The sequence below is a fragment of the Campylobacter sp. US33a genome, assembly GCF_004378855.1.
Lineage (GTDB): Bacteria > Campylobacterota > Campylobacteria > Campylobacterales > Campylobacteraceae > Campylobacter_D.
This window is the reverse complement of the sequence record NZ_RYYL01000001.1, coordinates 41,577-54,544: the sequence shown is the minus strand read 5'-3', so window position 1 is coordinate 54,544 and position 12,968 is coordinate 41,577. Positions and strand designations below refer to the sequence as shown.

Annotated in this window: 13 protein-coding genes and 1 tRNA gene; 5 read left to right on the top strand and 9 right to left on the bottom strand. The window is 30.6% G+C overall.

Annotated elements, in window-relative coordinates:
• The 7 genes from ELQ16_RS00275 to ELQ16_RS00245 form a co-directional block, all read right to left on the bottom strand.
• Positions 1-657: a sulfite exporter TauE/SafE family protein gene (locus tag ELQ16_RS00275; RefSeq protein ID WP_134237581.1), complete on the bottom strand. Its 657-nt coding sequence runs from the start codon at positions 655-657 to the stop codon at positions 1-3.
• Positions 654-1,772, bottom strand: coding sequence for a glutamine-hydrolyzing carbamoyl-phosphate synthase small subunit (gene carA, locus ELQ16_RS00270; RefSeq protein ID WP_134237580.1), 1,119 nt, complete (start codon positions 1,770-1,772; stop codon positions 654-656). Before carA ends, ELQ16_RS00275 begins: the two co-directional genes overlap by 4 nt.
• A complete protein-coding gene (locus ELQ16_RS00265) occupies positions 1,769-2,320 on the bottom strand; it encodes a DUF507 family protein (protein WP_134237579.1) in 552 nt (183 codons plus the stop codon). The genes carA and ELQ16_RS00265 overlap by 4 nt, the downstream gene beginning before the upstream one ends.
• A 96-nt stretch (positions 2,321-2,416) precedes the next feature.
• Positions 2,417-2,956, bottom strand: a complete 540-nt coding sequence (locus ELQ16_RS00260; RefSeq protein ID WP_134237578.1) for a MotE family protein — start codon at positions 2,954-2,956, stop codon at positions 2,417-2,419.
• On the bottom strand, positions 2,949-3,374 hold the full coding sequence (locus tag ELQ16_RS00255) for a flagellar export protein FliJ (RefSeq protein ID WP_134237577.1): 426 nt from the start codon (positions 3,372-3,374) through the stop codon (positions 2,949-2,951). Before ELQ16_RS00255 ends, ELQ16_RS00260 begins: the two co-directional genes overlap by 8 nt.
• Entirely contained in the window at positions 3,371-4,621 is a 1,251-nt protein-coding gene (locus ELQ16_RS00250) for an adenylosuccinate synthase (protein WP_134237576.1), read from the bottom strand. The genes ELQ16_RS00255 and ELQ16_RS00250 overlap by 4 nt, the downstream gene beginning before the upstream one ends.
• 76 nt (positions 4,622-4,697) lie before the next feature.
• Positions 4,698-4,792, bottom strand: a tRNA-Sec gene (locus ELQ16_RS00245).
• 160 nt (positions 4,793-4,952) lie between these two features.
• Between ELQ16_RS00245 and ELQ16_RS00240 the strand changes: the two genes are divergently transcribed.
• The 5 genes from ELQ16_RS00240 (at position 4,953) to ELQ16_RS00220 (ending at position 10,536) form a co-directional block, all read left to right on the top strand.
• A complete protein-coding gene (locus ELQ16_RS00240; RefSeq protein WP_134237575.1) occupies positions 4,953-6,128 on the top strand; it encodes a capsule biosynthesis protein in 1,176 nt (391 codons plus the stop codon).
• An 85-nt stretch (positions 6,129-6,213) separates the two neighbouring features.
• A complete protein-coding gene (locus ELQ16_RS00235; protein WP_134237743.1) occupies positions 6,214-7,359 on the top strand; it encodes a DUF829 domain-containing protein in 1,146 nt (381 codons plus the stop codon).
• Positions 7,360-7,364: 5 nt separating this feature from the next.
• Positions 7,365-8,744, top strand: a complete 1,380-nt coding sequence (locus ELQ16_RS00230) for a cytochrome P450 (RefSeq protein WP_134237574.1) — start codon at positions 7,365-7,367, stop codon at positions 8,742-8,744.
• Complete coding sequence (locus ELQ16_RS00225; protein WP_134237573.1) at positions 8,741-9,094, top strand: hypothetical protein; 354 nt, start codon at positions 8,741-8,743, stop codon at positions 9,092-9,094. The genes ELQ16_RS00230 and ELQ16_RS00225 overlap by 4 nt, the downstream gene beginning before the upstream one ends.
• Positions 9,095-9,261: 167 nt before the next feature.
• Positions 9,262-10,536: a major outer membrane protein gene (locus ELQ16_RS00220; RefSeq protein WP_134237572.1), complete on the top strand. Its 1,275-nt coding sequence runs from the start codon at positions 9,262-9,264 to the stop codon at positions 10,534-10,536.
• Positions 10,537-10,552: 16 nt separating this feature from the next.
• Here ELQ16_RS00220 and ELQ16_RS00215 read toward each other — a convergent pair whose 3' ends face one another.
• Together ELQ16_RS00215 and ELQ16_RS00210 are read right to left on the bottom strand one after the other, a co-directional pair.
• Positions 10,553-11,737, bottom strand: a complete 1,185-nt coding sequence (locus ELQ16_RS00215) for a replication-associated recombination protein A (RefSeq protein ID WP_134237571.1) — start codon at positions 11,735-11,737, stop codon at positions 10,553-10,555.
• The gene (locus tag ELQ16_RS00210; protein ID WP_134237570.1) at positions 11,737-12,948 is read right to left on the bottom strand and encodes a DUF945 family protein; all 1,212 of its coding nucleotides are present in this window, start codon (positions 12,946-12,948) and stop codon (positions 11,737-11,739) included. The genes ELQ16_RS00215 and ELQ16_RS00210 overlap by 1 nt, the downstream gene beginning before the upstream one ends.
• Positions 12,949-12,968 lie beyond the last annotated feature (20 nt).

Below are 12,968 nucleotides of genomic sequence, written 5' to 3'. Positions count from 1 at the left end.
TTATAAATATAAAAATCCTAAATAACAAAGATAAAATCCATATAATAATATAATAATATAAGATAAATTATTAAATATTTTTTTATAAGTCATATTAATCATTTCTATTAAACTTGATAAAAGCATCATAGCGGGTAAAGTAGAAACACCAAATACTAACATAATTAGCACTGCTTCATATACATTGGCTCTGCTCATTGCACTTGCCAGAAAAAAATACACTAGACCACAAGGCACAAAACCATTTAAAAAACCCAAAATAAACGCGGCCTTAAATCCCTTAAATTTAATGTATTTTTTCATTATTTTTTTAATATAAAAATCAAATATAAAATTATTCTCCAAAGCGTAAAGCAATTTTGTTCTAAAAAATAAAGAAAAAGCCAAAATAATCATAAATAAGCCCAAAACAAACATTAATAAAGATTTTGTCAAAGGAGTAAAAGCCAATAAACCCCCAAAAATTCCAAATAAAATTCCCAAGCAAACATAGGCTAAAATTCTAGCACTATGATAACTGAGATTAAGTAAAAATAAATTTTTTGCTCCTGAGTTTGAACGATTAAAAGCCAAAGCAAAGCCTCCGCACATTGAATAACAATGACCAAAACTTGATAATAACGCTGTGCTTATGATGGTTAAAATATCCAAACTCATAATAAAGCCATGAATTCCTTAAAAATATATTTGCTTTCATGAGGACCTGATGAGCTTTCTGGATGATGCTGTACCGAAATAATAGGATAGTCTTTATATTTAACCCCTTCAACATTATCACCAAATAAATTTCTATGAGTGATTAAAGCCACTTCGCAAAGCTCCTCTGGGACATTATAATTATGATTTTGTGCTGTGATTTCAACTTGTTTTGTAATCTGGTTCAAAACAGGATGATTGGCTCCATGTTGACCAAATTTCATTTTATAAGTTTCATAACCAAAGGCATTGCTTAAAAGCTGATGGCCTAAACAAATTCCCAGCATAGGAATTTTAGCTTGAGCTAATTTCTTAATCTCTGCAATTTCTTGTTTTAAAATTCTTGGCTCTCCTGGACCATTAGAAAGAAAAACACCGTGAATTTTTCCTTCTTTGTATAATGAAATTAATAAATCTGCTTTGGTATTATAAGGAAAAACTTCAACTTCAAAGCCTACATTTACTAATTCATTTAAAATATTTCTCTTCACACCATAATCTATCACGGCAACTTTTTTAGCACTTTTTTTAACACTTGCGTAATTTTGACTTTTTTCGTCCCAAACGCTTTGTTTGTGGATATAAGACTTTTTAGTACTTACTTTTGCAACATAATTAACCTCATCAATTTTCGCACTCTTTAATAATCTTTCTTTTAATTCTTCTTTGCTTGAAATTTCAGTAGAAATAACCGCTCTTAAATTTCCACAATCTCTTATCATTTTGACTAAAAACCTTGTATCAATATTATAAACCCCTATTTTTTGGTGCTTTTTAAGATAAGTGCTTAAACTTTCTTTGGCTCTAAAATTTGAAAAATTATCATTTAATTCACGCATCAAAACGCCGCTTGCAAAAACTTCCTTGCTTTCATTGTCATCATCATTTGTCCCTACAATGCCAATTTCTGGCATAGAAAAAACAATAAATTGTCCAGCATAAGAAGGATCTGAAATGATTTCTTGATAACCAGTTAATGAAGTATTAAAAACCAATTCACCAAAAAAAGTTCCTTCTTCTCCAAATGCATCAGCACTAAGAAAAATGTCATTTTCTAAGTAAATGAAAACTTTCATAGCATACCTTTTTTTCTAAGCTCTTCTTGATAAAGTTTTTCGAATACAAGTTCGTATTCCTCAGATCCTGGAATAAGCTTTTTCTTGTAATTTAAAATTTTTTCCAATACCTCATCTTCTAAATCTTCATAAATTTTAAGATAGCTTTCAATGCTTAAAAAAATAAGATTTTTTACTCTATTTTCTGATACATTGAAATTAATATAATCATTTTCTACAAAATTCTCTAAAATTTTATGCGCTAAATTATTATAGCGATCTTCAGAATTTAAAATCACACCAAAATCTGGAGCAAGTTTTTTCTTCACAAGCCAAAACATATTTTTTCTATCAACTTGCATCAATTCCATTTCTTCTTCTTGTTCTTGCAAAAGTTCTTTGGCTTTCTCATCAAGCTTTCTTTCTTGCGCTAAATCCTGCTCTAAAATTTCTCTTGCACTTTTGTTTAAATTATCAATATTATCTTTGATTTCTATGAAAGAAGAATTTACCATATCTAAAACTATTTTATTGCAAATATAAGGCACATGGGGTAATTTGATACGCATTTTTAACCTTTCTTTATAAATTCACAAATCTTATCTCATTTTTGATAAAATAAGGGTTAAATTACAAAATTCATAACAAAAATTATTTAAAATTTTTCAAGGCGAAGTTATATTCTTATCTTTTGCCTCATCTTCAAAATTTTTAAGCACTAAAGTTAATTCTCCAGCCTTTTTAGGATCCATTTTTGAAAGCACACCTGAAATTTTTCGTGGTTCTAAAGAAAACATAATTTTTGAAGCCTCTTCATTATCCATTTGACTTAATACATCTGCGATAGCTACATCTTTCATCTGAGAATAAATTTCTTTAATGCGCCCTGTGGTTTTTTCATTGATAGATTTTAAAATTTGTTCTTGTTGAGCTAATAATCTTTGATTTTCATCTTTTAAGCTTTGTATCTGAGCTAAAGTAGCATTTAATTCTTTTTCTTTATTTAACAAATAATCCGACTTTTCTTTTTGCAAAGCTTCAAAAGATGCCCTATAAGCTTCTAAAGCCTGTTTTGCTTCATCAAATTCTTTTATTTGTGCTGCAAGTTCAGCTTTTTTAGCTTCAAAATATAATTGACATTCTTGTTCATTTGCCCCTAAAATTACCCCGCACAACGCTAAAAAAACACAAAATTTTTTAATCATTTATCTTCTCCATAAAATACCTACTAACAGCCAATTCATCTATAAATTTTTCTTCACTTTTTTTGAGTTGAATTTGAATTTTTTTGAGTTCTTCACTTTGCAAATATTTCATTTTTTCATAATCTAAATGCGCCTTTTTATAAAGATGTTGATAGTGCACCATTTCTTTTTTAGACAATTCCACCTTTCGCAAAGCCTCATTCTTAACACTTCTTGCAATATCAATAATTGTTAAATTTGATTTTAAAAGTTCAATACTGCCAGATTTTGGCAAGCTAAATTGCTCACACTCTTGTTTAGCAAGCACATAAGCCTTCTCATGTTCCATTTGCCTTGCCCTTGCTTTGTTTAAATTATTTTCAGCATTATCCAATTGTCGTTTTTTAACTTTTAATACCGTTTCATATTTTGTTTTCATAAAACAATAGTATCATCTCTTTCAGGGCTTGTAGAAATATATTTGACTTTTACGCCACTTAACTCTTCTAAACGCTTGATATATTTCTTTGCATTTTCAGGCAACAAATCATAATCTCTTATACCAAAAACTTTGTCCCACCCATCCATTTCTTCATAAATTGGCTTTACATTTTCCAAATCACTTGGTATATAAGTAATTTCTTCTCCTTTGTATTCATAAGCTCGACAAATTTTCACTTTCTCAAAGCCATCTAAAACATCAAGTTTCATTAAAGATAGGCTATCAAGTCCGTTAAGTCTTGCAGTATATTTCACCGCTACGGCATCATACCAACCACAACGCCTTTTTCTGCCTGTACTAACGCCAATTTCTTTGCCAATCTGTGCAATTTTTTCGCCATACTCGCCTTTATCTTCCGTTGGAAAAGCACCATTGCCTACGCGGGTCGTATAAGCTTTTACTATGCCTATAACTTCGCCAATTTCCTTAGGATTTAATCCAAGTCCTGTTAAAGCTCCAGCTGAAATAGTATTAGAACTTGTAACATAAGGATAAGTCCCATGATCAATATCTAGCATAGAACCTTGTGCGCCTTCAAGTAAAATTCTCTTATCTTCATCCAAAGCTTTCCATAGCATTCTTGTGGTATCTGTAATATAAGGACTTAAAATTTCACTAAAACGCTTTAAATCTTTCAATAAGCTTTCGTATTCAGGAATATCAATCTCCAAAATAGAAAATAAAATTTTATTTTCTTCAAAATCTTTAAATAAATTCTCGCATAATCTCTCAGGCTCTAAAAGCTCACCCACTCTGTGTCCTACGCGATTAATTTTATCAGCATAAGAAGGTCCTATACCCTTACCTGTTGTACCAATGGCTTTATCGCCTTTTAATTTTTCTTTTGCAATGTCTATTAAAGAATGATGCGCCAAATTTAAATGCGCTCTATCGCTGATATATAATCTTCCTTTTAAATTCTCAAATTGTGCCATTTCGGCAATCAAAACTTCAGGTGATACCACAACGCCATTACCTATAACATTTATACATCTTGGATGCAAAACCCCACTTGGCATTAAGTGAAGTGCGTAACGAATTCCATTTACCCAAATAGTATGCCCTGCATTATGCCCACCCGCACTACGACATACAAAATCATAATTTTCACATAATTTATCTACAACTTTACCTTTGCCTTCATCACCCCATTGAATTCCGACGACAATATCTGCTTTACTCATTTATTTATCTCCATTTTATGAATCACGCTTATTTTACAAAGAAAACTTAAAACTAAGCTAAAACACGATTTTACGGCGAGAAGATGAGAGAATCGAACTCCCCAAAGAATAGCCAGCTACCCTTTCATCTGATTTGAAGTCAGTGGCGATCACCAGATACGCTAATCTTCCAAAAAAGCTTTATTATATCTTTTTTTCAATAAAAACAAAGAAAATTCTAAAAGTTTCTATATTTTAAATCATTAAAAATTTATACGAATTGAAGTTAAATTGAGATAAAATACAAAAATTATTTTAAATGAAACTATAATGAATTTAAAGATAACTTAAGATGAATTTTAATGAAAAAATAGAAAAAGAATTAAGCAATAAAAACGTAACTCTTTTACAAGGTCCCATAGGTAATTTTTTTACCCACCTTTCTAAAAGATTGCAAAAATATAATGCTAAAGTCAGCAAGATTAACTTCACAGGCGGGGATTTCATTTTCTATCCAAAAGGAAAAAAATATAAAGGTTCTAAAGAAAATTTGGCTTTGTTTTATGAAAATTTCTTTAAACAACACAATACTCAAGCCATTATTATGTATAATGATTGTCGTTTTGTTCATAGCACAGCTATTGGGGTGGCTAAAAAATTAAATATCGAAATTTGGATTTTTGAAGAAGGCTATCTTAGACCATATTGCATTACTTTTGAAAAAAACGGAGTCAATGCAAATTCGCAAATTCCTAGAAATAAAGAATTTTATCTCTATAATCATTTCAATGACGATTTAAAAATCAAAGAAATTCCAGGTGCGTTCAAATTTATGGGTTTTTACGCGTTTTTATATTGGCTTTTTTCTTTTTTACTTGCACCATTTTTCAACAACAAACTCCACCATCGCACGCTAAATCCTTTAGAATGCTTGATTTGGTTGCGTTCTTTAATTAGAAAATATTATTATAAAATCAGCGAAAAAAAATTAAACAATAAAATTGCAAATTTAGAAAAAAAGTATTTTCTTGCCATTTTGCAAGTTTATAATGACACGCAAATTTTATTTCATTATCAAAAAAGCATTGAAGATTTCATTGAAGAAACCATACTTTCTTTTGCAAATCACGCAAGAGCAAAGTCTTATTTGATTTTTAAGCATCATCCTATGGATCGTGGTTATAGAAATTACGCTAAATTAATCACCGAACTCAGTGAAAAATACCGTGTTGAAGGAAGAATTTTATATGTACATGATAGCTATCTACCACGTCTTTTAAAAAATGCGCTAGGCTGCATTACCATAAATTCAACAGTAGGTCTTAGTGCTATTTTAGAAGGTTGTCCGACTAAGGTTTGTGGAAAAGCATTTTACGATATAGAAGGTTTAAGCTATCCTAAAAAACTTCATTCTTTTTGGAAAGAAGCACATGCTTATAAACCAAATCCAAAAATTCAACATAACTTCAAACAATATCTCTTAAAAATAAATCAAATCAATGGAAATTTTTATAAAAACATTTTTTAAAATTCAAAAAAAACGCTTGACAAAATAATCTTGCTTAGGTAGCATTTTTGAAAATTTTTATCTTAAACAATGGTGTTTTATGAATATAACTCGTGATACTTTTTATATAGCTGGATATGATCCTAGAGGCTATAGACATTATTTTTCTATGTTTAAAAAAAATATTAATGAGCAAAATAAAATCTCATCTTTCACATATCAAACAAGTAAAGCCGAAATAAAAAAATACCCCACATGGAAAATTTCAACCCCAAATTCAAACACAACTTATACTTTTCTAGCTTGGAATGATGTCGTTAAAAAAAACTGGTCTGAAAATTTACTCGATGCGCTAAAAGATTGGTGGAGTTTTTTTCGAATTTATACCATTACAGGACTTTTTATTAAATTTGGTAAAGAGTCTATTTATCAGCTTATCACTGGATATTACCCTTTTTTTTATGTGCTTTTTTCTTTTTTACTCACTTTTTTCATTAGTGCATTTGGGTTTTATGGGGTAAGATTTTTAATGGATTTTAATTCCTTAAGCTTGATATTTGCAAGTTTTATTTTCATTGCACTTTTTTATTTTAGCATTAAAATACTATTTGAATTTGGCAAAAAAATCGGCGCCTTTTGGATTTCGCGAATTTGTTCTTTTTGTGCTAATTGGGAAAAACGCAGACAAGGGGTGCTAGATCTTAGAATGAATGAATTTGCAGATACTATTTTTAACACTTTAAAAAACAATCAAAATACAAAAAATTATGAGTTAATTTTATGCGCCCATAGCGTTGGAACTATACTTTGCGTTAAAGTTTTAGCCTTGCTTGTTAAAAAGTGTTTAAAAGAAAATGTTAAATTTCACTCTTTGAAAGTTTTAACTTTAGGAGAGTGCATTCCTTTGGTAAGTTATCAAAAAATATCTGAAAATTTCAGACAAGATTTAAAATTTTTGATAAAACAAGATAAAATTTTATGGTATGATTTTGGCTCGATAATTGATGGAGCTTGTTTTGCTGGAGTTGATTTTATAAAAACAAGTGGGGTAAAAGAAGATAAAATTTTTACCTATCCTAAGTTTTTATCCCCAAAATTCCATACCTTATATAAAAAAGAAAATTATAAAAAAATAAAAAGAAATAAATATCAAGCGCATTTTTTATATCTTTTTGCCAATGAAATCAAAGGCGATTATGATTTTTTTGATTTCGTTGCAGGAGAAAAAATGCTTGAAGAAAAGATTAAATAGGAGTTATCATGCCATGTCCTTTTCATCCTAAACCCTATAAAAATAAAGCTTCTACACTTCTAACCTTCTTACTTAAACGCAGATCTTGGCTTGATGGTTTATATGAACGCAGCTACAAAATGCAAATGGGTAGAGTCAAAATGCCAAATTTTGATCTTTATGTTGTAAATGACCCTAAAGAAGTTAGACGCATTATGGTAGATGAAGTAAGGGATTTTCCAAAAAGCGAATTGCTTCATAGACTTCTAAGCCCTTTGCTTGGCGAGAGTATTTTTACTACAAATGGCAGAGTTTGGGAAAAGCAAAGAGAGCTTTTAAGACCTTCTTTTGAGATGACAAGGATTTCTAAAGTTTTTGATTTGATGAGTGATGCAGTACAAGATTTAATGCAAAAATTTGAAAAATACCCTGATAAAAGCATCATCGAAGTAGATGAATATATGACTTTTGTCACTGCTGATGTGATTTTTAGAACTATAATGTCTGCCAAGCTTGATGAAATTAAAGGAAGAGAAGTTTTAGAAGCCTTTGTTAGCGTGCAAGAAGAAACTGTAAAAACCGCAATGAGGAAAATGTTTCGCTTTCCTGAGTGGCTTTCTTATATTTTAGGTGAGAGAAAAAGATTAAAATCAGCTGCACTCATACGCCAAGTTTTATCAGATATCATAAAGCCTCGTTATGATGCCGTGAGCAACGGTAAGCATGAAGGGTATTCAGATATTCTTTCTTCTTTACTTGAAGTTATTGATGCAGATACCAATGAGCGTTTTTCTTTTGAAGAAATTCTAGATCAAGTTGCTATGCTTTTTTTAGCCGGTCATGAAACTACAGCAAGTTCTTTAACTTGGACACTTTATCTTTTAAGTCTTTTTCCAGAGCACCAAGAAAAAGCTTATGAAGAAATTATACAAATTACTGGCCAAGAAAAATTCAAAATTCAAGATCTAAAAAATTTCAAATACCTTACTTGCATTTTCAAAGAATCCCTAAGACTCTATCCGCCAGTAGGATTTTTCGCAAGAGAAGCCAAAAAAGAAACCAAAATACGTGACAAAATAGTAGCACAAGGCTCTGGTGTCGTTGTAGCACCTTGGCTAATACACAGACATGAACAGTTTTGGAAAAATCCAAATGGCTTTGATCCTACAAGACACGGAGATAAAAATAATATCAAAAAAGATACTTATATGCCTTTTGGCATGGGTGAGAGAATTTGTATAGGACAAGGCTTTGCAATGCAAGAAGCGATTTTGATTTTAGCAAATATTTTAAGAGCATATAAACTTGAACTTGAAGAGGGTTTTGTCCCTGATATCATCGGTCGCTTAACCATAAGATCAGCCAACGGTATGCGTATAAAATTTACCAAAAGAAAGTCGCAATGAAAGAAAGATTAGCTGGAACAATTTTACTTTGTGCCTTAGTACCTTTAGCAATACTTGGATATTTACTCATTGTTATCGTTGGAACTTTTGGAAGCGTTAAACGCGTAAGACAAGGAGTAAGAGCTTTAGATCATTTTGTCAATGCAACGATTTTCAATGGCTATGCTTGTGAGTCTATCTCATCTCATGCTTGGCGCAATCGCCACAAAAAATGGGCAAAATTTGTTATAAAACTGACTGATTTTTTTCAAAAAGATCATTGCAAAAGAGCTAATCGCAGAGAACAGCCTATAGTAGATCTTTATCTTTCAAAAAAACTTGATAAACAAACAGTAGGAAAACAAATTTAACCTAAATTGATGGGGATGGGTATGTCAAGTTTTATTTAAAAATATACCTAGACTTAAGAGAAAATTTTGAAAATTTAAAATTCAATAAATGATAATAAAAATCAAAAATTTACAAATTTTTAAGTTTATTTTCATATAATCAGAAAATTTAAAAAACAAGGAAAAATATGAAAAAATTGAAACTTAGTTTATGTGCCACTTTGGTTTTATTTACAAATTCTTACGCCCTGCCTTTAGAAGAAGCTATAAAAGATGTTGATATATCTGGGGTTTTAAGATATCGCTATGATAGTGCTAGCGGGGATTACACAAGAGGTTTTACTGACGAAGTTGGCGCAGGCTATATCAAAGATAAACAAACTCATAACTACAAAGCACAAATAAATTTTGGTGCTAGTATAGCAGATAATTTCAAAGCTTTTATCCAACTTAGTTATACCGCAAAAGATGGTGGTTTTGGAGCAAATAGCGTAAGCAGTACGCAGGATACTTTAAATGTGCGTCAGTTATACTTAACTTACACCAATGAAAACCTTGCTACAAGCATAATCGCTGGTAAGCAACAGCTTAACACCATTTGGACAGATAATAGCATCGATGGTCTAGTTGGAACAGGTATTAAGGTGTTTAATAATAGCTTTGATGGACTTACCTTAAGTGCTTTTGTCTTTGATAGTTTTGGTATCGATGAGCAAGAAGGTGATTTATGGAATGATGGACACGCTGTTTTTAATGCGAATGGCAAAATTTTAGCTGATTTATTTGGAGAAAATCTCTACGGCGTGGCAGCCTTAGGAAGTTATAAATTAGGCGAAGGTTCTTTAAATTCACAAATTTGGCTTTCGTATTTAAATGATAATGCTTTATTTTATGCTGCCGATATAAGCTATGATACTTTATTATTTAATCATGTAAATTGGAAATTAGAAGGTGCTTATCTTGGTAATCACATTGATAATTCCCTAAAAGATCATCTTGGTTTTGATGATGGAAATCTTTTTGTGCTCAAAGGCTCTATCGAAGTTTATGGCTGGGATGCAAGTTTAGGTGGCGTGTATTATGGTGATGATAAAGCATTAACGATACAAGTTCTTGAAGATAAAGGCAATTTAGATCTTGGCGGAGAAGAAATTTTTTATACCGATGGCTCTAAGTTAAATGGCGATGTGGGAAGAAATATTTTCGGTTTTATAAGTGCTGGATACACTTTCAATGAAAGCTTTCGCTTGGGTGCTGATTTTGTTTATGGCGGAACAAAAAGCAGCGATTTAACTACTCTTCGTTATAGAGGAGGTGAGAAAATGGAAGCCGTTGCAAGAGCAAGTTATCAATACTCGCCAAAACTCTCTTTTGAAGCTTGGTATTCTTATGTAAGTACCGATGCTAAATATGAAAACGGGGACAAAAATACAGTTAGACTTGAGGCAAATTACCATTTTTAAATTTTAAGAGATAATTTCATCTCTTAAAACAATTTTTCATTTTATTTAAATTTTCCAAAAGCCTTTTTTCATCACCCAAACCATCGCTATGATAAAATTTCAAATCCCTACTAAGATATTTTTGCTCTACCCAACCACCAAAATCATGGGGATAAAGATAGTTTTTCCTTTCTATGTGATTGTTGTTTAGATAATTTGGTATTTCAAGCGGTGGATTGTTTTTGACAAAACTAAGCGCATCATTAATAGCCATATAGCTTGAATTTGATTTAACCGCACCGGCTAAATACACCACGCATTGTGCAAGTATAATTCTTGCTTCAGGATAGCCTATATTTTTTACCGCATTTAGGGTTGAAACCGCTAAATTTAAGGCATTAGGATCAGCATTTCCCACATCTTCACTTGCAAAAATCACCAAACGCCTAGCGATGAAATCAGCACTCTCTCCCCCATCAATCAGCCTTGCAAGATAATAAATCGCCGCATCCACATCACTTCCCCTAAGACTTTTTATCATCGCACTTGCTAAAAGATAATGCGTATCTTTAGAACTCACACCCTCGCTATTTACCCCATTGCGAAGTTTTTTTAAATTTGCCAAAGTAATATTTTGTTTATCCAAAACCAAAGCAAATTCCAATAAATTTAACATTGCCCTAGCATCAGAACTTTTAAGCAAAAAATTCCTAGCCTCATCTTCAAGCTCAAATTTTAATTTTTCTTGCACTCTTGAAAGTAAAATCTCTAATTCCTTTGCTCCCAAAGGCAAAAATTCAAAAAGCATAGAACGACTTCTAATGCCAGAACTTAAAACAAAATAAGGATTTTCGGTGCTTGCACCTATAATAATACATCGATAATTTTCCATAGGAATCAAAAGCATTTCTTGCTGAGTTTTGCTAAGACGATGAATCTCATCGATGAAAATTAGGGGCTTGTAAAGACTATTTTTGTAATTATCCAAAATCTTTCTTAATTCTTCAAGCTTAAAATTACCTCCATCGAATTCAAAAAAATCTAAGCCAAATTCCTTAGCTACCGCCCTTGCAAAACTCGTTTTTCCAGAGCCTGCCACGCCATAAAACAAACTATGTGGCAGTTTTTGCATGGTAATGAATTTTTTAAAAACCTCAACGAGTTCATATTGTCCTAAAATTTCGTTTAAATTTTTAGGCCGAAATTCTAAAGCCAAACTCATCAATCAATCACCAAACCTTCCAAAGCATAGCTTTTGCCATTAAGTTCCATACTCTCTTCACCTCTAATCATAGTATTAGCCTTTAGATCAAGATAAAATTTCCCATCTTTTTCGATAAAAAATCCTTCAGTTAAATTTAAAATAGGGAAAAATTCTCCCACCCCAACATCACTTTGTGCATGAACATTGACCTTATAACCATCTAAACTTAATTTTGCATCCGCCTTTGATATGAATTTATTCTCATTTTTAGAAAAGCTGAAATTATTAAGTTTAACAAAAGGATTAAAAGACAAAAATTCGCGGATCAAAACCTTTATATCCATAGTTTTTTGCATAATAAAATCTTCATAAGCTTTTTTTGAAATTTTATCAATTTCCAAATTTAAAAATATATTTTGAAAATTTCCTTCAAACATAGGAAAAATATCATTTTTAAGTATCAAACTTTTTATTTTTAAATCCAAATTTAAATCAAAAGTCGGCGCACTGATATCATTTTTACTACTAGAAAAACTAATGAGCAAATCCTCTATCTTACTCTTTTGTATCTGTATTTGCTTTAAAGATAAACTTGAATTTCCAAATTTTAAATCTTTACCAAAATTATTAATTTCGATACCTTCTTTAAATTTTTCATCATAGGATAAATCAGTTAAAATAATATCATCTTGATTGCTTGAAAATTGTAATTTATTAATTTTAAGTCCTAATGTATAGATTTTAGTTTCATCTAAATTTATTACAATATCCATTTTATCAAGCTTTAAAACCGCCATATCATCTGAAAAATCAATACTTGGAAGAGAAATCAAAATATCATTTTTCATAAAAGGAAAAAATTTAGCATTAATTTTCGCAATTATATTATCCTCTAAAATAGCTTCAAAATCTTTAGAAGTATTTTCTAAAACACCTAAAAAAGTATTTTTAGAAAAGATATTATGTGAAATTTCTAATTTCATATGTAAGGGATAATTTTCTAAATTTGGACTTAAAAAATCAAATTCTTCCTGTTTTAAAAAAATATCAAATTCTAAATGAGAATTAAAAAAACCTTTTTGATAATTTATATTTTGAACTTGAAAAAAACGCTTTTCATTAAGTATTTGCGTGACAATTTTTTCATTCATCAAACCCATAAAATAAATTTGTATGAAATATAATAAAATTAAAACAAAAATTATCATACCAAAAAGTTTTTTTCTCATAGGCATAAACTCCTTAAAAA